This is a genomic window from Nocardioides aurantiacus, from assembly GCF_003752505.1.
Classification (GTDB): domain Bacteria; phylum Actinomycetota; class Actinomycetes; order Propionibacteriales; family Nocardioidaceae; genus Marmoricola; species Marmoricola aurantiacus.
Genome location: NZ_RKHO01000001.1, coordinates 429,774 through 452,063 on the forward strand (window position 1 = coordinate 429,774; position 22,290 = coordinate 452,063).

The 22,290-nt window shown below is 71.0% G+C and carries 14 protein-coding genes; 12 read left to right on the plus strand and 2 right to left on the minus strand.

The window, feature by feature from the left end; all coding sequences use genetic code 11:
* Positions 1 to 7: 7 nt before the first annotated feature.
* The 6 genes from EDD33_RS02095 (at position 8) to EDD33_RS02120 (ending at position 11,517) form a co-directional block, all read left to right on the plus strand.
* Positions 8 to 934 carry a J domain-containing protein gene (locus tag EDD33_RS02095; protein WP_123388912.1) on the plus strand — a complete coding sequence of 309 codons (927 nt, stop codon included), beginning with the start codon at positions 8 to 10 and terminating at the stop codon, positions 932 to 934.
* Between the two features lie 250 nt (positions 935 to 1,184).
* Positions 1,185 to 4,685 carry a DNA-directed RNA polymerase subunit beta gene (gene rpoB, locus EDD33_RS02100; RefSeq protein WP_211332383.1) on the plus strand — a complete coding sequence of 1,167 codons (3,501 nt, stop codon included), beginning with the start codon at positions 1,185 to 1,187 and terminating at the stop codon, positions 4,683 to 4,685.
* Between the two features lie 97 nt (positions 4,686 to 4,782).
* Positions 4,783 to 8,667, plus strand: coding sequence for a DNA-directed RNA polymerase subunit beta' (locus EDD33_RS02105; protein WP_123388913.1), 3,885 nt, complete (start codon positions 4,783 to 4,785; stop codon positions 8,665 to 8,667).
* A 99-nt stretch (positions 8,668 to 8,766) separates the two neighbouring features.
* A complete protein-coding gene (locus EDD33_RS02110; RefSeq protein WP_123388914.1) occupies positions 8,767 to 9,414 on the plus strand; it encodes a GrpB family protein in 648 nt (215 codons plus the stop codon).
* A gap of 4 nt (positions 9,415 to 9,418) precedes the next feature.
* The gene (locus EDD33_RS02115) at positions 9,419 to 10,681 is read left to right on the plus strand and encodes a geranylgeranyl reductase family protein (protein WP_281274095.1); all 1,263 of its coding nucleotides are present in this window, start codon (positions 9,419 to 9,421) and stop codon (positions 10,679 to 10,681) included.
* Between the two features lie 11 nt (positions 10,682 to 10,692).
* Positions 10,693 to 11,517: a lysophospholipid acyltransferase family protein gene (locus EDD33_RS02120; protein WP_170169674.1), complete on the plus strand. Its 825-nt coding sequence runs from the start codon at positions 10,693 to 10,695 to the stop codon at positions 11,515 to 11,517.
* Here EDD33_RS02120 and EDD33_RS02125 read toward each other — a convergent pair.
* Positions 11,438 to 12,538 (minus strand): acyltransferase family protein, encoded by a 1,101-nt coding sequence (locus EDD33_RS02125; RefSeq protein ID WP_170169675.1) that lies wholly within the window; start codon positions 12,536 to 12,538, stop codon positions 11,438 to 11,440. The two genes, EDD33_RS02120 and EDD33_RS02125, sit on opposite strands and share 80 nt — an antisense overlap.
* 54 nt (positions 12,539 to 12,592) lie before the next feature.
* Between EDD33_RS02125 and EDD33_RS02130 the strand changes: the two genes are divergently transcribed.
* Genes EDD33_RS02130 through EDD33_RS02140 form a run of 3 tightly spaced genes read left to right on the plus strand, consistent with a single transcriptional unit; the run spans position 12,593 to position 17,650 of the window.
* Positions 12,593 to 13,489, plus strand: coding sequence for an NUDIX domain-containing protein (locus tag EDD33_RS02130; RefSeq protein ID WP_211332384.1), 897 nt, complete (start codon positions 12,593 to 12,595; stop codon positions 13,487 to 13,489).
* Positions 13,490 to 13,529: 40 nt separating this feature from the next.
* Positions 13,530 to 14,798 carry a hydroxyacid-oxoacid transhydrogenase gene (locus tag EDD33_RS02135; protein ID WP_123388917.1) on the plus strand — a complete coding sequence of 423 codons (1,269 nt, stop codon included), beginning with the start codon at positions 13,530 to 13,532 and terminating at the stop codon, positions 14,796 to 14,798.
* A gap of 50 nt (positions 14,799 to 14,848) precedes the next feature.
* Complete coding sequence (locus tag EDD33_RS02140) at positions 14,849 to 17,650, plus strand: FAD-binding and (Fe-S)-binding domain-containing protein (RefSeq protein ID WP_123388918.1); 2,802 nt, start codon at positions 14,849 to 14,851, stop codon at positions 17,648 to 17,650.
* Between the two features lie 62 nt (positions 17,651 to 17,712).
* Here EDD33_RS02140 and EDD33_RS02145 read toward each other — a convergent pair whose 3' ends face one another.
* On the minus strand, positions 17,713 to 18,963 hold the full coding sequence (locus tag EDD33_RS02145; protein ID WP_123388919.1) for a uracil-xanthine permease family protein: 1,251 nt from the start codon (positions 18,961 to 18,963) through the stop codon (positions 17,713 to 17,715).
* 260 nt (positions 18,964 to 19,223) lie between these two features.
* On the opposite strand from EDD33_RS02145, the gene rpsL reads away from it, so the two are divergent.
* From rpsL to fusA, 3 genes are all read left to right on the plus strand, one after another.
* Positions 19,224 to 19,598 (plus strand): 30S ribosomal protein S12, encoded by a 375-nt coding sequence (rpsL, locus tag EDD33_RS02150; protein WP_027860526.1) that lies wholly within the window; start codon positions 19,224 to 19,226, stop codon positions 19,596 to 19,598.
* Complete coding sequence (rpsG, locus tag EDD33_RS02155; RefSeq protein WP_123388920.1) at positions 19,598 to 20,068, plus strand: 30S ribosomal protein S7; 471 nt, start codon at positions 19,598 to 19,600, stop codon at positions 20,066 to 20,068. Before rpsL ends, rpsG begins: the two co-directional genes overlap by 1 nt.
* Positions 20,069 to 20,148: 80 nt before the next feature.
* The gene (fusA, locus tag EDD33_RS02160; protein WP_123388921.1) at positions 20,149 to 22,260 is read left to right on the plus strand and encodes an elongation factor G; all 2,112 of its coding nucleotides are present in this window, start codon (positions 20,149 to 20,151) and stop codon (positions 22,258 to 22,260) included.
* Positions 22,261 to 22,290: the final 30 nt, after the last annotated feature.

Genomic DNA, 22,290 nt, shown 5'->3' on the forward strand with positions numbered 1-22,290 from the left:
GGCTCAGATGACCTCCTCGATCTCCGGGCCCGGGGCCGGCCCCGGCACCAGCCCGACCTGGTACGACGTCCTCGGGGTCGACCGCACCGCCTCCGCGGCCACCATCAAGCAAGCGTGGCGCGAGGCGACCGACAAGTTCGAGCCCGGAACCGGCGCGGGCCAGTTCCGGATGTTCAACGAGGCCGCCGACGTGCTGCTCGACCCGGAGCGGCGAGCGGCGTACGACGCCACGCTGACCGGTGACACGGACAGCGCCCCGGTCCCCCCCGCGGCCGAGCCGACGCCGACCGTGCGCGCCGAGGCGAGCGAGCCCACCGGGCCGACCTCGACGCGGCGTGGCCTTCGCGCCCCCCGACGCCGGACCGCGACGGGCACGGCCGCCCCGACCGCAGGGCGAGATGGGTCGCGTGTCCCCGGGTTCCTGGCCCGCCCGGCCCGCAGCACGGCCGTCCTCGCGGTGCTCGCGCTCCTGGTCGTCGCCGTCGTGACGGCCGCGGTGCTGGTCGGCCTGCGGGTGCAGGACGCTGCGGTCGCGCAGGACGCACGCTCCGAGGCGCCGGCCGCCGCCGAGCGGGCGGCCGCGGCGATGCTGTCCTACGACTACCGGACGCTGCCGGAGGACCGGCAGCGGGCCTCGCGCTACCTCACCGGTGGCTTCAAGAAGCAGTACCTCGACAACTTCACCCTCCTCGAGAAGCAGGCGGACGGCACCGACGGTGCCGCGGTGCAGAGCAAGGCCGTGGTCGAGGCCAGCGTGGAGAGCTCGGGCGTGGTCGACGTGAGCTCCTCGGGCCGCACCGTGCGGGTGCTGGTCTTCGTCAACCAGGTCTCCGAGAAGGAGGGGGCCGACCCCCAGATCTTCCAGAACCGGGTGCAGATGACGATGCAGGACGTCGACGGCCGCTGGCTGGTCAGCAACCTGCGCAGCTACTGACTCCTCCACCGATCCGGCGGGGAGTGCTCCCCATCCGGGGGTGGACGGGGTAGCGTGTCGCCACCGCGTCGCGCGAGCGCCGTGGGGGACGGGTCCCGAGCCGAGCGCGAGGGCACCCGAGGTTGAGGGCGCCTTGCTCCGTGTTGTAGCCTGACTCTTTGCGCCCTCCCTCAGATGCGTCCTGCCTGTCCGGTGGCCGGCTCGTGGGGGGACTGGGCGCCACTCATTCGTGAGCCCGGAAGGACCCCTCTTGGCCGCCAAGCGCCCCAAGTCCACCATCAAGACCCCCCGCCGCATCTCCTTCGCCAAGATCTCCGAGCCCCTGGAGGTCCCGCAGCTCCTCGCGCTGCAGACCGACAGCTTCGACTGGCTCGTCGGCAACGAGAAGTGGGAGCAGCAGGTCGCCGAGCGTCGCGCCGCCGGCGAGCAGGTGTCCGAGAAGTCGGGCCTGCACGAGATCTTCGAGGAGATCTCCCCCATCGAGGACTTCTCCGAGACGATGTCGCTCTCGTTCGAGAACCCGGTCTTCCTCGACCCGAAGTACACCGAGGAGGAGTGCAAGGAGAAGGACTTCACCTACTCCCGCCCCCTCTACGTCTCCGCCGAGTTCACCAACGGCGAGACCGGCGAGATCAAGGGCCAGACGGTCTTCATGGGCGACTTCCCGATGATGACCCGCAAGGGCACCTTCATCATCAACGGCACCGAGCGCGTCGTGGTCTCGCAGCTCGTCCGCTCGCCCGGCGTCTACTTCGAGCGCTCGGCCGACAAGACGTCGGACAAGGACATCTTCACCGCCAAGGTGATCCCCTCGCGCGGTGCGTGGCTGGAGTTCGAGGTCGACAAGCGCGACCTCGTCGGCGTCCGCCTGGACCGCAAGCGCAAGCAGAACGTCACGGTGCTGCTCAAGGCCCTCGGCTGGACCAACGAGCAGATCCGCGAGGAGTTCGGCGAGTACGAGTCGATGATGCTCACCCTCGAGAAGGACAACACCGAGGGTCAGGACGACGCGCTGCTCGACATCTACCGCAAGCTGCGCCCGGGCGAGCCGCCCACACGCGAGGCGGCCCAGACGCTGCTGCAGAACTACTACTTCAACCCCAAGCGCTACGACCTGGCCAAGGTCGGTCGCTACAAGATCAACAAGAAGCTCGGCACGCACGAGGCCTTCGACAGCCAGCAGCTGACCATCGACGACATCGTGGCCACGATCCGGTTCATCGTCGAGCTGCACGCCGGCAAGGAGAACCTGGTCGACGCGTCCGGTGCGGAGATCAAGGACCTGCACGACGAGTCGATCGAGGTCCGTGCGGACGACATCGACCACTTCGGCAACCGCCGCATGCGCACCGTCGGCGAGCTCATCCAGAACCAGCTCCGCACCGGCCTGGCCCGGATGGAGCGGGTGGTCCGCGAGCGGATGACGACCCAGGACGTCGAGGCCATCACGCCGCAGTCGCTGATCAACATCCGTCCCGTGGTGGCGGCGCTGAAGGAGTTCTTCGGCACCTCGCAGCTCTCGCAGTTCATGGACCAGACCAACCCGATCGCCGGCCTGACCCACAAGCGTCGCCTCTCGGCGCTGGGCCCGGGCGGCATCTCGCGTGACCGCGCCCAGATGGACGTGCGTGACGTGCACCCCTCCCACTACGGCCGCATGTGCCCGATCGAGACCCCGGAGGGCCCGAACATCGGCCTGATCGGGTCGCTGGCCTCCTACGGCCGGATCAACCCGTTCGGCTTCGTGGAGACCCCCTACCGGGTGGTCAAGAACGGTTCGGTCACCAACGAGATCCACCACCTCACCGCCGACGAGGAGGACTCCAAGGTCATCGCGCAGGCCAACGCGCGACTCGACGACGACGACAACCTCATCGACGAGCGCGTCCTGGTGCGCACCCGTGGTGGTGAGGCCGTGGACATCCCGCGCGACGAGGTCGAGTACATGGACGTCTCGCCGCGCCAGATGGTGTCGGTGGCGACCGCGCTCATCCCGTTCCTCGAGCACGACGACGCCAACCGCGCGCTCATGGGCGCCAACATGCAGCGCCAGGCCGTGCCGCTCATCAAGAGCGACGCGCCCCTGGTCGGCACCGGCATGGAGTTCCGTGCCGCCGTCGACGCCGGTGACGTCGTCACCAGCGACGTGGCCGGCGTGGTCAAGGAGGTCTCGGCCGAGGAGGTCGTGATCATGACCGACGAGGGCGGCGACAAGTCCTACCGCCTGCTGAAGTTCACCCGCTCCAACCAGGGCACGTGCATCAACCAGCGCCCCCTGGTCGCCGAGGGCGAGCGCGTCGAGGTCGGGTCCCCGATCGCCGACGGTCCCTGCACCGACGAGGGCGAGATGGCGCTGGGCACCAACCTGCTCGTCGCCTTCATGCCCTGGCAGGGTCACAACTACGAGGACGCGATCATCCTCTCCCAGCGCCTGGTGCAGGAGGACGTCCTCACCTCGATCCACATCGAGGAGCACGAGGTCGACGCCCGTGACACCAAGCTCGGCCCGGAGGAGATCACGCGGGACATCCCCAACGTCTCCGACGACGTGCTGGCCGACCTCGACGAGCGGGGCATCATCCGCGTCGGCGCGGAGGTCACCACCGGTGACATCCTCGTCGGCAAGGTGACCCCCAAGGGCGAGACCGAGCTGACCCCCGAGGAGCGCCTGCTGCGCGCGATCTTCGGCGAGAAGGCGCGCGAGGTGCGCGACACCTCGATGAAGGTCCCGCACGGCGAGTCCGGCACGGTCATCGGCGTCCGCGAGTTCAACCGCGAGGACGGCGACGAGCTGCCCCCGGGCGTCAACCAGCTGGTGCGCGTCTACGTCGCCCAGAAGCGGAAGATCTCGGTGGGCGACAAGCTCGCCGGTCGCCACGGCAACAAGGGCGTCATCGCCAAGATCCTCCCGATCGAGGACATGCCGTTCATGGAGGACGGCACCCCGGTCGACGTGATCCTCAACCCGCTGGGCGTCCCGCGACGGATGAACATCGGCCAGATCCTCGAGCTCCACCTGGGCTGGCTGGCCAAGCAGGGCTGGGACCTCGACCTCTCCGGCGAGGACCAGTCGGCCGACTGGAAGCAGCGCCTGATCAAGATCCACGCGGAGAAGGCGGAGGCCGACACCAACGTCGCGACCCCGGTCTTCGACGGTGCGCGCGAGGACGAGATCGTCGGGCTGCTCGGCTCGAGCATCCCCAACCGCGACGGTGTGCGGATGGTCGGCGAGAGCGGCAAGGCGAGCCTGTTCGACGGCCGCTCCGGGGAGCCCTTCCCGGACCCGGTCTCGGTCGGCTACATGTACATCCTCAAGCTCCACCACCTCGTCGACGACAAGATCCACGCGCGCTCGACGGGTCCCTACTCGATGATCACCCAGCAGCCGCTCGGCGGTAAGGCCCAGTTCGGTGGCCAGCGCTTCGGTGAGATGGAGGTCTGGGCGATGGAGGCCTACGGCGCGGCGTACGCGCTGCAGGAGCTGCTCACCATCAAGTCCGACGACGTGCCCGGTCGCGTCAAGGTCTACGAGGCGATCGTGAAGGGCGAGAACATCCCCGACTCGGGCATCCCCGAGTCGTTCAAGGTGCTCGTCAAGGAGATGCAGTCGCTCTGCCTCAACGTCGAGGTGCTGTCCCAGGACGGCTCCGCGATCGAGATGCGCGACGCGGAGGAGGACGTCTTCCGCGCCGCCGAGGAGCTCGGCATCGACCTGTCCCGTCGCGAGCCCAGCTCGGTCGAAGAGGTCTGAGGGACGGGGGTCGGCGCGCCCGCGAGGTCGCGCCGCCCCCGCCTCCGACCCCCGTCACGATCCAAATAGTTCTTCCTAACGAGGGAAAGCAGCCACTGTGCTCGACGTAAATTTCTTCGACCAGCTCAAGATCGGCCTGGCCACCGCGGACGAGATCCGCGGGTGGAGCCACGGCGAGGTCAAGAAGCCCGAAACCATCAACTACCGCACGCTCAAGCCCGAGCGTGACGGCCTCTTCTGCGAGAAGATCTTCGGTCCCACCCGGGACTGGGAGTGCTACTGCGGCAAGTACAAGCGCGTCCGCTTCAAGGGCATCATCTGCGAGCGCTGCGGCGTCGAGGTGACCCGGTCCAAGGTGCGTCGCGAGCGCATGGGCCACATCGAGCTCGCCGCGCCGGTCACCCACATCTGGTACTTCAAGGGTGTCCCGAGCCGGCTCGGCTACCTGCTCGACCTGGCGCCGAAGGACCTCGAGAAGGTCATCTACTTCGCCGCCTACATGATCACCAGCGTGGACGAGGAGTCGCGTCACCGCGACCTCTCCGACCTCGAGGGCAAGATCGGCCTGCAGCGCAAGAGCCTGGAGAACCGCCGCGACGTGCAGATCGAGGAGCGGAGCCAGAAGCTGGAGTCCGACCTCGCCGCGCTCGAGGAGGAGGGCGCCAAGGCCGACGCCAAGCGCAAGGTCAAGGACGGCGCCGAGCGCGAGATGGCCGCGGTGCGCAAGCGCTCCGACGCCGAGCTCGCGCGCCTGGAGGAGGTCTGGAACACCTTCAAGAACCTCAAGGTCCAGGACCTCATGGGCGACGAGATGCTCTACCGCGAGATGAACAACTGGTTCGGCAAGTACTTCGAGGGCTACATGGGCGCCACGGCGATCCAGAAGCGCCTCGAGAGCTTCGACATCCCGCAGGAGGTCGAGAACCTCCGCGAGACGATCGCGACCGGCAAGGGCCAGAAGAAGGTCCGTGCGCTCAAGCGCCTCAAGGTGGTCGACGCCTTCCGCAAGACCGGCAACTCGCCCATGGGCATGGTGCTCGACGCCGTCCCCGTGATCCCGCCGGACCTGCGCCCGATGGTGCAGCTCGACGGTGGTCGCTTCGCGACCTCCGACCTCAACGACCTGTACCGCCGCGTGATCAACCGCAACAACCGGCTCAAGCGGCTCCTCGACCTCGGTGCGCCCGAGATCATCGTCAACAACGAGAAGCGGATGCTCCAGGAGGCCGTCGACTCGCTGTTCGACAACGGCCGTCGTGGTCGTCCGGTCACCGGCCCGGGCAACCGGCCGCTGAAGTCGCTCTCCGACATGCTCAAGGGCAAGCAGGGTCGCTTCCGCCAGAACCTGCTCGGCAAGCGCGTCGACTACTCCGGCCGTTCGGTCATCGTGTCGGGCCCGCAGCTGAAGCTGCACCAGTGCGGTCTGCCCAAGTACATGGCGATCGAGCTGTTCAAGCCCTTCGTGATGAAGCGGCTGGTCGACCTCTCCCACGCGCAGAACATCAAGTCCGCCAAGCGGATGGTCGAGCGCGCCGTGCGTCCCGAGGTCTGGGACGTGCTGGAGGAGGTCATCGCCGAGCACCCGGTGCTGCTGAACCGTGCACCCACGCTGCACCGCCTCGGCATCCAGGCCTTCGAGCCCCAGCTGATCGAGGGCAAGGCCATCCAGATCCACCCGCTCGTCTGCTCGGCCTTCAACGCCGACTTCGACGGTGACCAGATGGCGGTGCACCTGCCGCTGTCGGCCGAGGCCCAGGCCGAGGCGCGGATCCTGATGCTCTCGACCAACAACATCCTCAAGCCGTCCGACGGCCGCCCGGTCACGATGCCGACCCAGGACATGATCATCGGCATCTTCTTCCTGACCCGGGCCGACGAGGGCGCGATCGGCGAGGGCCGTTCGTTCTCCTCCATCGGCGAGGCCGTGATGGCGCTGGACAAGGGCGAGATCAAGATCCAGTCCAAGGTCAAGATCCGGCTCGAGGGCGTCGTGCCCCCGGCCGGTGCCCCGCTCCCCGAGGGCTGGACCGAGGGCGACTCCGTCGTGCTCGACACCACCCTGGGCCGCGCGCTGTTCAACGAGACCCTGCCGAGCAACTACGAGTACGTCGAGTTCGGTGTCGGCAAGCGCGAGCTGGGCCGGATCGTGAACAACCTGGCCGAGCGCTACACCAAGGTCGAGGTCGCCAACAGCCTCGACGCCCTCAAGGACGCCGGCTTCGCGTGGGCGACCCGCTCGGGCGTGACCGTCTCGATCGAGGACGTGGTGACCCCGGCCAACAAGCCGGAGATCCTCGCCAAGTACGACGAGAAGGCCGCCAAGGTGCAGCAGCAGGCCGAGCTGGGCCTGATCACCGACGACGAGCGTCGCCAGGAGCTCATCGAGATCTGGACGCAGGCCTCCAACGAGGTCGCGAAGGCCATGGAGGCCAACTTCGACAAGAAGAACCCGATCTACATGATGGTCGACTCGGGTGCGTCCGGAAACATGATGCAGATGCGTCAGGTCGCGGCCATGCGTGGTCTGGTGGCCAACCCCAAGGGCGACATCATCCCGCGTCCGATCAAGGCCAACTTCCGTGAGGGCCTCTCGGTCCTGGAGTACTTCATCTCCACCCACGGTGCCCGCAAGGGTCTGGCCGACACCGCGCTGCGCACCGCCGACTCGGGCTACCTGACCCGTCGTCTGGTGGACGTCTCGCAGGACGTGATCATCCGCGAGGACGACTGCGGCACCGAGCGCGGCATGCCCAAGGTCATCGGGGTCCGGGGCGAGGACGGCGTGGTCCGCAAGGACGACAACGCCGAGACCTCGGCGTACGCCCGGGCCGCGGCGGTCGAGATCACCCACCCCGAGACCGGGGCGGTGCTCGCCGGAGCCGGCGAGGACCTCGGTGACATCAAGATCGAGGAGCTGGTCGCGGCCGGCATCGAGACGGTCAAGGTCCGCTCGGTCCTGACCTGCGACGCCCGCACCGGCACCTGTGCCAAGTGCTACGGCCGCTCGCTGGCCACCGGCAAGCTGGTCGACATCGGTGAGGCCGTCGGCATCATCGCGGCGCAGTCCATCGGTGAGCCCGGCACGCAGCTGACGATGCGCACCTTCCACACCGGTGGTGTGGCCTCGGCGGACGACATCACTCAGGGCCTGCCCCGCGTGGTCGAGCTCTTCGAGGCGCGTCAGCCCAAGGGCAAGGCGCCCATCGCCGAGTCCGCGGGTCGCATCGAGATCGAGGACACCGACAAGTCCCGCAAGGTGCTGCTCACCCCCGACGACGGCTCGGAGGTGCAGGAGTACCCCGTCAGCAAGCGCTCGCGCCTGCTGGTCGGCGACGGCGACCACATCGAGGTCGGCGAGCAGATCACGCAGGGCACGCCCGACCCGCAGGAGGTGCTGCGCATCCTGGGTGTCCGCAAGGCCCAGGAGCACCTGGTGGCCGAGGTGCAGCGCGTGTACCGCAGCCAGGGCGTGTCGATCCACGACAAGCACATCGAGATCATCGTCCGGCAGATGCTGCGCCGGGTCACGGTGATCGAGTCCGGCGACACCAAGCTGCTCCCGTCCGACCTCGTCGACCGGGTGCGCTACGAGGAGGAGAACCGCCGCGCGGTCTCCGAGGGCATCAAGCCCGCCTCGGGTCGTCCGGTGCTGATGGGCATCACCAAGGCCTCGCTCGCGACCGAGTCGTGGCTCTCGGCGGCCTCCTTCCAGGAGACCACCCGAGTGCTCACCGACGCCGCGATCAACGGCAAGTCGGACTCGCTGCTGGGTCTGAAGGAGAACGTGATCATCGGCAAGCTGATCCCGGCGGGCACCGGCCTCGAGCGGTACCGCAACATCCGGGTGGAGCCGACCGAGGAGGCGCGCGCCGCGGCGTACGCCGTCACGGGCTACGACAACTACGGCGACGACTACTTCGGTGGTGGCGCCAGCCAGACCGTCGCCCTCGACGACTTCGACTTCGGTTCCTACCAGAACTGACGCGAAGCCAGAGCAGCTCCACCGAACGGCCCCCGGCACACCGCCGGGGGCCGTTCGGCCTCCCCGGGGCAGGTCGGCGAGCGGCCCTAGGGTGGACCGGTGCCGACGCCGGAGGAGATCACCCGCCACGAGGACGACGTGCCCACCGGGGCGCCGAGCGCCTGGGTGGGCGACGCCCGGCCGGAGACCGGCGTCGAGGTGGTCGAGCCCGACCCCGCGTGGCCGGCGGCGTACGCCGAGGTGGCGGCGCTGGTCCGCGACGCCCTGGGCGACCGGGTGCTCGTGCTGCAGCACGTCGGCTCCACCGCGGTCCCCGGGCTCGTGGCCAAGCCGGTCCTCGACGTGGACCTGGTCGTGGGCGACGTGGACGACGAGGCGGCCTGGCTGCCCCCGCTGGAGGCCGCGGGCTTCGTGCTGCGCGTCCGCGAGCCGTGGTGGCAGGGGCACCGGGGACTCCGCCTGACCAGTCCTGTCGTGTCCAACCTGCACGTCTTCGGGCCCGGTGCGGCCGAGCCGGTGCGGCACCGCATCTTCCGCGACTGGCTGACCGAGCACCCCGAGGACCGCGAGAGGTACGCCGAGGCCAAGCGGGTGGCCGCCCGGCAGACCGAGGCCGCGGGGGAGCACGTCATGGACTACAACGCCCGCAAGCAGGCGGTGGTGCGCGAGATCTACGACCGGGCCTTCGTCGCGCTCGGGCTGCTGCCGGGCCCTGGCACGGCGCCGACCACCCCCTTGCGAGAATGAGCAGGTGAGCATCGCCCCCGTCCCCGCCGAGACCGACGTCCTCGTGGTGGGGGCCGGACCCGCAGGGTCAGCGGCCGCTGCCTGGGCCGCCCGGGCCGGGCTCGACGTCGTCCTCGTCGACGCGGCCGTCTTCCCCCGGGACAAGACCTGCGGCGACGGCCTGACGCCGCGTGCGATCGGTGAGCTGGAGCGGCTCGGGCTCGGTGAGTGGGTGCGCTCGCACACCGTCAACCACGGCCTGCGCGCCCACGGCTTCGGCCAGACGCTGCTGCTGCCGTGGCCGGGCGGCTCGCTGCCGGCGTACGGCTCGGCCGTGGCGCGCACCGAGCTCGACGACCACCTGCGGACCACCGCGATCAAGGCCGGCGCGCACGGGGTCGACGGCCTCCGGGCCGTCGACGTCCGGCGTGAGGGGGGCCGGGTCACCGGGGTCGTGCTCGAGCGCGCCCGCGGCACCGAGGGGGCGGGGGAGCGGGTCGAGATCAGCTGCCGCCGCCTCGTGGTCGCCGACGGCGTGCGGTCGCCGCTGGGCAAGCTGCTCGGCCGCGAGTGGCACCGCGACACCGTCTACGGCGTCGCCGCGAGGTCCTACGTCGACTCGACCGCGTCCGACGACCCGTGGATCTCCAGCCACCTCGAGCTGCGGGGCGTCGACGGCGAGATCCTCTCCGGCTACGGCTGGATCTTCCCGCTGGGCGACGGCCAGATCAACGTCGGGGTCGGCACCCTGGCGACCTCCAAGCGCCCGGCCGACGTGGCGCTGCGGCCGCTGATGCAGTTCTACGCCGACGAGCGGCGCGAGGAGTTCGGCATCACCGGCGAGCTGCGCGCCCCCACCTCGGCGCTGCTGCCGATGGGCGGCGCGGTCTCACGCGTCGCGGGTCCCAACTGGGCCCTGGTCGGCGACGCCGCCGGCTGCGTCAACCCGCTCAACGGCGAGGGCATCGACTACGGCCTCGAGGGCGGTCGGCTGGTCGTCGACCTGCTCCTCGAGGGCGCCGACCTGGAGCAGGCGTGGCCCGACCTGCTGCGCGAGCACTACGGCGAGTCGTTCTCCATCGCCCGCCGGTTGGCCGGGCTGGTGACCGTGCCGCGGATCCTGCCGACCCTCGGCCCGGCCGGGATGCGCTCGGACTGGCTGATGACGCTCGCGCTGCGGTGGATGGGCAACCTGGTCACCGACGAGGACCGCGACCGCGCCGCCCGGGTGTGGCGCTGGGCGGGGCGCCGCTCGGTGGCGCTCGACCACCGGCCGCCGTTCAGCTGAGGGTCGCGGACGTGGCCGACGCGGCGTACCGCTTCGTCAACGCGGTGGGTCGTGCCGCCCTGCGGGGGCTGCGCGTCGACGTGCGGTGGACGGGGGCCGAGCACCTCCCGCACACCGGCCCGGCGCTGCTGGCGGCCACCCACGTCGCCTTCCCGGACTTCTTGTTCGTGGAGCGGGCGGCGGTGACGCGCGGGCGGCTGGTGCGGTTCCTGACCCGCCACGACGTGTGGGACGTGCCCGGCGCCGGCTGGTGGATGGACCGGATGGGGCACGTGCCGGTGGACCGGCACGTGCCCGCGCACGCCTACGTGCGAGCCCGGGCGCTGCTGCGGAGCGGCGAGGCGGTGTGCGGGTTCCCCGAGGCGGGGATCTCCCACTCCTACACGGTCCGTCCGCTGATGCGCGGCCTGGTGGCGCTGGCCCGCGAGACCGGTGTGCCGGTCGTGCCGGTGGGGGTGTGGGGGACCCAGCGGTTCCTCTCCGTCGGCGACCCCGCACCGCCCCCGGACTGGTCGCGCGGCCGCCGCGTCGACCTGGCCTTCGGCGCCCCGATCGCGGTGGCGCCCGGCGACGACCTCACCGCCCGCACCCACGACCTCGGCCACGCCCTCACGGGTCTGCTCGAGGGCCTGCAGACGCTGCCGCACCACCGCCCCGACCCCGGGGTCCCCGCGGTCTGGCACCCGCACCACCTCGGTGGTGACGCGCCCACCCGGCAGCGGGCGGTGCACCTCGACGAGGTGCCCTTCGCCGCGGTCAGACCGAGCTGGGGTCCCGATCTCGACGCCTACGACGTGCCCGCTGCCACGACCCCACCGGGTCCACCAGCACGTTGAGCCGGCTCGAGACCGGCCGCCACGCGAGCAGCACCGCGAGGCCGACGGCGACGACGGTGGTGAGCAGCAGCGACAGCGGCCAGTGGTCGGCGGCCCAGCCCTTGTAGCCCAGGAACTCCGCGCCCAGCACGACGAAGCCGTGGTAGAGGTACACCACCAGCGTCGCCCCGCCCAGGGCCGAGAACCACGTCCGGGTCCGCGGCACCACGGCGAAGAAGGCGAAGGCGCCGACGAGGCCGCTGAGCAGCATCGACATCCGGATCACGAGGGCGCGGACGTTGTCGGGGTCGAGCGCGTCGTAGCGGGTGCGGTAGTAGAACCACTCGGTCTCCAGCAGCCCACCGGCCCAGCGGGCGGCCACCGCCATCAGCAGCAGCACCGCGACGCCGTACCAGCGGGCCCGGCGGGTGCGCAGCAGGTTCCAGTGGCCCTCGTGCATCTTCAGGCCCAGCACGAAGAAGGGCAGCAGGCCCAGGATGCGGGCGTTGTCGAGCACGTCGGTGGCGAACAGGCCGGCGGCGAGGCTGATGGCCGTGGCGACGACCACCTTGGCGGGCAGGCGCTGGAAGAGCGGCACCGAGAGCCGCCAGAAGAACAGCGCCGAGAGGTACCACATCGGCCAGTGCGGGTTGGCCCAGATGCGCTCGAACTCCACGCCCCCGAACTCGTGCCGGAACCACACCAGCAGACCCTCGAAGATGACGTAGGGCACCGCGACCGTGGTGACCAGCGACCAGATCCTGGCCCGGGTCCAGGTGAACGACCTCGACAGGTAGCCGGTGACGACGACGAACGCCGGGATGTGCCAGGCGTAGAGGAAGTGGTAGACCCAGCCGTCGTAGAACCTCGCCGTGTCGCTGCCGGCGTCGCCGTCGAAGAGCGGGAGCAGCGTCCAGGCGTGGCCCACCACGACGAGCACGACGAGCAGCATCTTGGCGTTGTCGAACCAGGGGTCGCGCTGCTTCGTCGCCGCCGGGGGCGGGGTGGGGCGCGTCTGGGTCTGGGCTCCGGCGTCGTGCACGGCCCGACGGTACCGGGTACATGAGGGTCCCATCGCCTTGTCTAGACTCCGGACGTGTCCGACACCACGGCCCGCGGCCCTGCCCCGGTGCAGCGCCAGCGCGTCGCGGCGTACGCCGTGGTGGTGCGCGACGGCGACGTCCTGCTGTCCCGGCTGGCCCCCTACCTGGCCCCGACCGAGCGGTGGACGCTGCCCGGCGGCGGCATCGACTTCGGCGAGCACCCGCGCGACGCGGTGGTGCGCGAGGTCCACGAGGAGACCGGGCTCGACGTGACCGTCGGGGCCGAGGCGGTCGTCGACTCCGCGCTGCGGGCGCTGAAGGACCCCGGCGAGCCGGCGGCCGAGCTGCACTCGGTCCGCATCGTCTACGAGGGCTGGGTGGCCCCCGACGCCCCCGAGCCCCGGGTGGTCGAGGTCGACGGCTCGACCGTCGACGCCCGGTGGCACCCGGTGGCCGACGTCGAGTCGGGCGCGGTGGCGACGGTGCCGATGGTGCGCTGGGCGCTGGTCCGGCACCGTGCGGCGCGACGCCAGCGGCTGGCGGCGTACGCCCTGGTGGTGCGCGACGGCGAGGTCCTGCTCACGCGCAACTCCGCGCTCGGCCCGCGGCCCGGGTCGTGGACGCTGCCCGGGGGCGGTGTCGAGCACGGCGAGTCGCCGGCCGACGCGGTGGTCCGCGAGGTCGCGGAGGAGACCGGGCTGGTGGCCGGGGTGGGTCGGCTGCTCGGCCTGCACGACGAGCACTTCACCGGCACCGCGCCCTCGGGACGCGAGGAGGACTTCCACGGGGTGCACGTGCTCTTCGAGGCCACCGTGACCGGCGGCGACGAGCCCGTGGTGCGGGACCCGGACGGCACCACCGACGCCGCGGCGTGGGTGCCCCTGGACCGCCTGGTCGACGGGTCGCTCGACGTGCGGCCGCTGGTGCACGAGGCGCTCGGCCTGCGCTGAGGGCCGCCGGGGGCCGCCTGCGTCGCATAGGTTGGCCGGCATGAGCGCTGAGTCGATCTTCACCTACGGAGCACCCGGTCTGAAGTTCGGTGAGGGGGCGTCCGACGAGATCGGCCACGACCTGTCGCAGTACGACGTGAAGCGGGTGCTCGTCATCACCGATGCCGGCGTGGCCGCCACCGGCCACCCGCAGCGCGTCGCCGACCAGATGGCGCAGTACGGCATCGAGGCGTCGGTCTTCGACGGCGTCCACGTCGAGCCGACCGACGCCAGCCTCGAGCTCGCCATCGCCCACGCGCGCGACACCGGGCCCTGGGACGCCTTCGTCGCCGTCGGGGGAGGGTCGGCGATCGACACCGCCAAGGCCGTCAACCTCCTCACCACCAACGAGGGCGAGCTGATGGACTACGTCAACGCACCGGTCGGTCGGGCGCGTGCCCCGAAGCACGCCTTGAAGCCGCTGGTGGCGGTGCCGACGACGACCGGAACCGGAGCGGAGTCCACCACCATCTGCGTGCTCGACGTGCTGGACCAGCACGTCAAGACCGGCATCAGCCACCCGCGCCTGCGCCCGACGCTCGCCGTGGTCGACCCCGAGCTGACCCGCACCCAGCCGGCGGGGGTCACCTCGGCGGCAGGCATGGACATCCTGTGCCACGCACTGGAGAGCTACACCGCCCGCGCCTACACCTCCTACGAGCGCAAGCAGCCCGACCAGCGGGTGCCCTACTGCGGGTCCAACCCGATGTCGGACCTGTGGTCGGAGAAGGCGATGTCGCTGCTGGCCACGTCGTTCCGCAGGGCGGTGCAGCACGGCGAGGACGACGCGGCCCGCCACGACATGGCACTCGCCGCGACCTTCGCCGGCATCGGGTTCGGCAACGCCGGCGTCCACATCCCGCACGCCAACGCCTACCCGATCGCGGGCCGAGTCCGGGACTTCCGCCCCGAGGGCTACCCCCAGGAGGAGGCGATGGTGCCGCACGGCATGGCCGTGTCGCTGACCGCGCCGGCTGCGTTCCGGTGGACCTTCGAGGCGTCGCCCGAGCGCCATCTCCGCGCCGCGGAGCTGCTGGCCCCGGGCCACTCCTACGACCGCGGCCCCGAGGCGCTGCCCTCGGTGCTGGCCGACCTGATGCGCGACATCACCATCCCCAACGGCCTCGCTGCGGTGGGCTACGGCGAGGGCGACGTCGACGCCCTCGTCGAGGGCACCTTGAAGCAGCAGCGGCTGCTGGCCACCTCGCCCCGCGAGGTCACCGAGGACGACGCGGCCGACATCCTGCGGGGGTCGCTCGAGAACTGGTGAGGTCGCGGCCCGAGGGGGTCCGCGTGGCGGCGGGTGCGAGAATCAGGCACGTGCCGACCAGCGACCTCCTCCTCGCCCTGCGCGCCGCCGGGGTCGCCGACGCCGACGACTCGGACCTGACCCGCAGCCTCTACGCCAGCGACGCCGGGCTCTACCGGATCCCGCCCCGGGTGGTCGTCCGGCCCCGCCACACCGACGAGGTCGTGGCGACGCTCGCGGTCGCGCGGGAGAGCGGCGTACCCCTGACGATGCGGGGGGCGGGCACCTCGATCGCCGGCAACGCCATCGGTGCCGGCATCGTGCTCGACACCAACCGCCACCTCAACCGCGTCCTCGGCATCGACCGCGAGGCCGGGGTCGCCCACGTCCAGCCCGGCACCGTGCACGCCACCCTGCAGAAGCAGGCGGTGCCGCTCGGGCTGCGCTTCGGGCCCGACCCCTCGACCCACACCCGCTGCACGATCGGCGGAATGATCGGCAACAACGCCTGCGGCTCCCGTGCGCTGGGCTACGGCCGCACCGTCGACAACGTCGAGGGCCTGACCGTGCTGCTGGCCGACGGGAGCGTCGTACGGGCTGGTGCGGCGGGGGGAACGCCCGCGGCGCTGACCGACCTCGTCGACGCGCAGCTGGGCACCGTCCGGACCGAGTTCGGCCGCTTCGGCCGCCAGGTCTCGGGCTACTCGATGGAGCACCTGCTGCCCGAGCGGGGCCGGCGCTTCGACCGCTTCCTGGCCGGCACCGAGGGCACCCTCGGCGTCGTGCTCGACGCCCACGTGCGGCTGGTGCGCGACGCCCCCCACCGGGCCCTCGCCGTGCTGGCCTACACCGACATGGCCGAGGCCGCCGACGCCGTCCCGGCCCTGCTCGAGCACGACCTGGTGGCGTGCGAGGGTCTCGGCGAGCGGATCGTCGCGATGGTCACCGGCCACCCCGAGCTCCCCGTCGGCGGAGGCTGGCTGTTCGCCGAGGTCGTGGGCGAGACGGTGGCCGAGGTGGAGGCCGCGGCGCTGGCCGTCGCCCGGACGGCCGGAGTGCCGTTCCGTGTCGTCAGCGACGCCGCCGAGCAGGCCGCGCTGTGGAAGATCCGTGAGGACGGCGCCGGGCTCGCCGCCCGCTCGCTGAGCCGACCGGCCCAGGCGGGCTGGGAGGACGCGGCGGTGCCCCCGGCGAGGCTCGGCGCCTACCTGCGCGAGTTCGAGGCGCTGCTGCGCGAGAGCCGCCTCGACGGCGTGCCCTACGGCCACTTCGGCGACGGCTGCGTGCACGTGCGCATCGACTTCGAGCTCGAGGACGCCGGCGGCCGCGACCGCTACCGCGCCTTCGTCGAGCAGGCCGCCGACCTCGTCGCGGGCTACGGCGGGTCGATGTCGGGCGAGCACGGCGACGGCCGCGCCCGCTCCGAGCTGCTGCCGCGGATGTACTCCCCGCAGGCGATGGCGCTCATGGAGCAGGCCAAGCGGGTGCTCGACCCCACCGGACTGCTCAACCCCGGCGTGCTGGTCGACCCGGCCCCCTTCGACGCCGACCTGCGGCTCGCGCAGCCGCTGCCCGGGCTGCGGACCACGCTGCGCCTCACCCACGACGGCGGGTCGCTGACCGACGCCGTCCACCGCTGCACCGGCGTCGGCAAGTGCGTCGCGGACAACACGGCCGGCGGCGGGGTGATGTGCCCGTCCTACCTCGCCACCCGGGAGGAGAAGGACTCCACCCGTGGTCGCGCCCACGTCCTGCAGGACGTCGTCAACGGCGCCCTCGACGTGCGCAGCGACGCCGTCGCCGACGCCCTCGACCTGTGCCTGTCCTGCAAGGGCTGCGCCCGCGACTGCCCCACGGGCGTCGACATGGCGACCTACAAGTCCGAGGTGCTGTCCCAGAAGTACGCCGGTCGGCTGCGCCCCCGCTCCCACTACGCCCTGGGGCAGCTGCCCCGCTGGGCCCGGATGACGCCGCCGCGGCTGGCCAACGCGGTGCTGCGCAGCCGCACCGTCGCCCGGGTCGCGAAGGCCGCCGCCGGGGTCGACCAGCGTCGCTCGCTGCCCTCGTTCTCCGAGCGGCCGCTCCGAGCGCCGGCCGGGCGCCGGGCCGACCGCCCCGCCGAGGACGCCCACGGCGTGGACCCGACCGTCGACGTGTGGGTCTGGGCCGACTCCTTCACCGACCGGTTCGCCGCCGACACCGGCCGCGCCGCCCTCGAGCTGCTGCGCTCCATCGGGCTGCGTGCCGAGGTCATCCCCGACCCGGCCTGCTGCGGCCTGACCTGGGTCACCACCGGCCAGCTCTCCGCGGCCCGCCGGATCGTCTCCGGCGCGGTCGCCACGCTGCACCGCTACGTCGCCTCGGGCGCCCCCGTGGTCGGGCTGGAGCCCAGCTGCCTGGCCGCGATGCGCGAGGACGCCGTCCAGCTCGTCGACGACCCCCGGGCGGTCGAGGTCGCGGGCGGGCTCCGCTCGCTGGCCGAGCTGCTGGCCGGGCTCGTGGCCGAGGGCCGGTGGACCCCGCCCGACCTGACCGGGGTCGAGGTCGTCGCCCAGCCGCACTGCCACCACCACGCGGTGGTCGGCTGGGCCACCGACGCCGCGCTGCTCGCGCAGACCGGCGCGACGGTCACCCGGGTCGGCGGCTGCTGCGGCCTGGCCGGCAACTTCGGCGTGGAGGTCGGGCACTACGAGACGAGCGTCGCCGTGGCCGAGCACGACCTGCTGCCCGCCGTACGCGCCGCCGGTCCCGACGCCGTCGTCCTCGCCGACGGCTTCTCCTGCCGCACCCAGCTCGAGGACCTCGAGGGTCGCCGCGCCCTCCACCTCGCCGAGCTGCTGCTGCAGGGCACGCCCCGCCGGTCCGAGGGATAGTCCGAGACGTTTGGCACCGTCCAGAAGGTCGTGAGGGGTGCCGAACGTCTCGGACTACCGCGTCAGCGGCGCAGCCGCTCGACGGCCGACATCACGTGGAAGACGACGACGGCGGCGACGGTGCCCAGGGCGATGCCGTTGAGGCTGATGTCGCCGCTGGTGAAGGTGTAGTTGGCGATGCCGACGACCAGGGCGGTCGCGGCCGTGAACTGGTTGACCGGGCGCGAGAAGTCGACGCGGTTGTCGATCCAGATCTTCACGCCGATGACGCCGATCAGGCCGTAGAGCGCGGTGGTGACGCCGCCGAGCACGCCCGGCGGGACGGTGTTGACCAGGGCGCCGACCTTGGGCAGGAAGCCCAGGGCGATCGCGAAGGCGCCGGCCACCCAGTACGCCGCGGTGGAGTAGACCTTGGTCGCGGCCATCACCCCGATGTTCTCGCCGTACGTCGTGGTGCCGGACCCGCCGCCCAGGCCGGCCACCGTGGTCGCCAGGCCGTCGGCGAACAGCGCCCGCCCGGTCTGCGCGTTGAGGGAGTCGTCGGCGAGGTGGGCGACGCTGCGCACGTGGCCGACGTTCTCCGCGACCAGCACCAGGACGACGGGCAGGAACGCCGGCAGCACCGACCACGCGACGGTGGGGGAGCCGAAGTCGGGCAGGCCCACCCAGGCGGCCTCGCGCACCGGGGCGAAGTCGACCTGGCCCGCGAGCACCGCGGCGACGTAGCCGACGACGACGCCGAAGAAGATCGAGAGCCGGGCGACCAGCCCCCGGAAGGCCACGGTCCACAGCAGCACCGCGGCCAGGGTCAGCACCGCCACCCACGGCGCCTGGACGAAGTTGTCGCGGGCGGCGGGGGCCAGGTTGAGGCCGATCAGCGCGACGATCGCGCCCGCCACGACCGGCGGCATCAGCACGTCGATCCAGCCCGTGCCGGTCACGGTGACGAGCAGCCCGACGAGCGCCAGCACGATGCCGACGACGACGATGCCGAACAGGGCCGCACCCTGGCCGCCCGAGGCGGTGGCGGCGCCGATGGGGGCGAGGAAGGCGAAGGAGGACCCGAGGTAGCTGGGCAGCCGGTTGCGGGTGACCAGCAGGAACAGGATCGTGCCCACGCCGGAGAAGAAGAGCGTCGTGGTGGGCGGGAAGCCGGTGAGCACCGGCACCAGGAAGGTCGCCCCGAACATCGCCACCACGTGCTGCAGCCCGAGCCCGATCGTGGCGGGCCACGCGAGCCGCTCGTCGGGGCGGACGATCTCGCCCTCGGTGATCGTGGTGCCGTCGCCGTGCAGCTTCCAGGTCAGTGCCATGGGCGGCACTCTGACGCATCGGTGTGACGGTCTCGTGACGAGGGTCCGCCCGCCGTACGACGCGGCAGCGTGCCCGGGTCGGCGGACTCGTTTTGACCCTCGTGGGGCCGCCCGGTAATCTCATCCCTTGTGTCTGGTAACGCCAGACCCGTTCGCGTGCCCTGAATCCAGCGCAGCGCGTCACCGCACCACCACACGCCACATCGTCGTGCCCGGCAGAGCGCCGCGTACTGAGAGCCGACAAGAGAGGGAACCACCAGGTGCCCACGATCAACCAGCTGGTCCGCAAGGGCCGACAGGACAAGGTGTCCAAGAACAAGACGCCTGCCCTGAAGGGTTCGCCCCAGCGACGCGGTGTCTGCACCCGCGTCTACACGACCACCCCGAAGAAGCCGAACTCTGCCCTCCGCAAGGTCGCCCGCGTGCGCCTGTCGAGCGGCATCGAGGTCACGGCGTACATCCCGGGTGTGGGCCACAACCTCCAGGAGCACTCCATCGTGCTCGTCCGCGGCGGCCGGGTGAAGGACCTCCCCGGCGTCCGCTACAAGATCATCCGCGGCTCGCTGGACACGCAGGGCGTGAAGAACCGCAAGCAGGCCCGCAGCCGCTACGGCGCGAAGAAGGAGAAGAGCTAATGCCCCGCAAGGGTCCCGCCCCGAAGCGGCCGATCGTCACCGACCCGGTCTACGGCTCGCAGCTGGTCTCCCAGCTCGTCTCCAAGGTGCTGCTCGACGGCAAGAAGCAGGTCGCCCAGCGCATCGTCTACAGCGCCCTCGAGGGCACCCGCGAGAAGACCGGCACCGACCCCGTCGTCACGCTCAAGCGCGCGCTCGACAACGTCAAGCCGGCCATCGAGGTCAAGTCCCGCCGCGTCGGCGGTGCGACCTACCAGGTGCCGATCGAGGTCAAGCCCAACCGCAGCACCACGCTGGCGCTGCGCTGGCTGGTCGGCTACTCCGCCGCCCGTCGCGAGAAGACCATGTCCGAGCGACTGATGAACGAGATCCTCGACGCGTCCAACGGCCTCGGCGCCGCTGTGAAGAAGCGTGAGGACACCCACAAGATGGCCGAGTCCAACAAGGCCTTCGCGCACTACCGCTGGTGATCTCCCGGTACGCCGCCGCGACCTGCGGCGGCGTGCCGATCACCTGACACACCGACAACCGAGGGGATCGAAGACCTACCGTGGCCGTCGACATCACCACCGACCTCAACCAGGTCCGCAACATCGGCATCATGGCGCACATCGACGCCGGCAAGACCACCACCACCGAGCGCATCCTCTTCTACACCGGGGTCACCTACAAGATCGGTGAGGTCCACGAGGGTGCGGCGACGATGGACTGGATGGAGCAGGAGCAGGAGCGTGGCATCACGATCACGTCCGCTGCGACCACCTGCTGGTGGAAGAACCACCAGATCAACATCATCGACACCCCCGGGCACGTCGACTTCACCGCCGAGGTCGAGCGCTCGCTGCGCGTCCTCGACGGCGCGGTCGCGGTCTTCGACGGTGTCGCGGGTGTCGAGCCCCAGACCATGACCGTGTGGCGGCAGGCCAACAAGTACTCCGTCCCGCGGATGTGCTTCGTCAACAAGCTCGACCGCACCGGCGCGGACTTCTTCCGCTGCGTGGACATGATGGTCGAGCGCCTCAACTCCACCCCGCTCGTGCTCCAGCTGCCCATCGGCGCGGAGTCCGACTTCCTCGGTGTCGTCGACCTGGTCGGCATGCGTGCCCTGACCTGGCGCGGCGAGACCAAGATGGGCGAGGACTACGAGGTCGAGGAGATCCCCGCGGAGCTGGCCGAGCAGGCCGCCGAGTACCGCGAGAAGCTGCTCGAGACCCTCTCCGACGTCGACGACGACATCATGGAGAAGTTCCTCGAGGGCGAGGAGTTCACCGTCGAGGAGCTGGAGTCCGCGATCCGTCGCGCCACGCTCGCCGACAAGGTCAACCCCGTCCTGTGCGGCACCGCGTTCAAGAACAAGGGCGTGCAGCCCCTGCTCGACGCCGTCGTGAAGTTCCTGCCCTCGCCGCTCGACATCGACGGCATCCAGGGCCACTCGGTCAAGGACGAGGACGAGGTCATCGTCCGTCAGCCCAGCGACGACGAGCCGTTCTCCGGCCTGGCGTACAAGATCGCCACCGACCCGCACCTGGGCAAGCTGATCTACGTGCGCGTCTACTCCGGCAAGCTCGTCGCCGGCTCGACCGTGGTCAACTCGGTCAACGGCCGCAAGGAGCGGATCGGCAAGGTCTACCAGATGCACGCGAACAAGCGTGAGGAGATCGCGTCGGTCGGCGCCGGCCAGATCGTGGCCGTCATGGGCCTCAAGGACACCAAGACCGGTCACACGCTGAGCGACCCGGCCCACCCGGTGATCCTGGAGTCGATGACCTTCCCCGCCCCCGTGATCGAGGTGGCCATCGAGCCCAAGACCAAGGGCGACCAGGAGAAGCTCGGCACCGCGATCCAGCGCCTGTCCGACGAGGACCCCACGTTCACCGTCAAGGCGGACGAGGAGACCGGCCAGACCATCATCGCCGGCATGGGCGAGCTCCACCTGGAGATCCTGGTCGACCGGATGAAGCGCGAGTTCCGCGTCGAGGCCACCGTCGGCAAGCCGCAGGTCGCCTACCGCGAGACCATCCGCAAGAAGGTCGAGAAGCACGGCTACACCCACAAGAAGCAGACCGGTGGGTCCGGCCAGTTCGCGAAGGTGCAGATCAGCCTGGAGCCGAACACCGACCCCGAGACCGGTCTCGGTGCGGGCTACGAGTTCGTCAACAACGTCTCCGGTGGTCGTGTCCCCAAGGAGTACATCCCCTCGGTGGACCAGGGCGGCCAGGACGCCATGGAGTTCGGCGTGCTCGCCGGCTACCCCATGGTCGACGTGAAGTTCACGCTCGAGGACGGCGCCTACCACGACGTCGACTCCTCCGAGCTGGCCTTCAAGATCGCCGGCAACCAGGCCTTCAAGGAGGCCGCCCGCATGGCCAAGCCGGTCCTGCTGGAGCCGATGTTCGCGGTCGAGGTCGTCACCCCGGAGTCCTTCATGGGCGACGTGATCGGCGACATCAACTCGCGTCGCGGCCAGGTCCGCGCGATGTCGGAGCGCTCGGGCGATCGCGTGGTCGACGCCCTCGTGCCGCTGTCGGAGATGTTCGGGTACGTTGGTGACCTGCGGTCGAAGACCTCTGGCCAGGCGTCGTACTCGATGGAGTTCGACTCCTACGCCGAGGTTCCCCAGAACGTCGCCGACGAGATCGTCAAGAAGGTCCGCGGCGAGTAGTCGCGCGGCCTGCTGCACCACCCCGTAGTT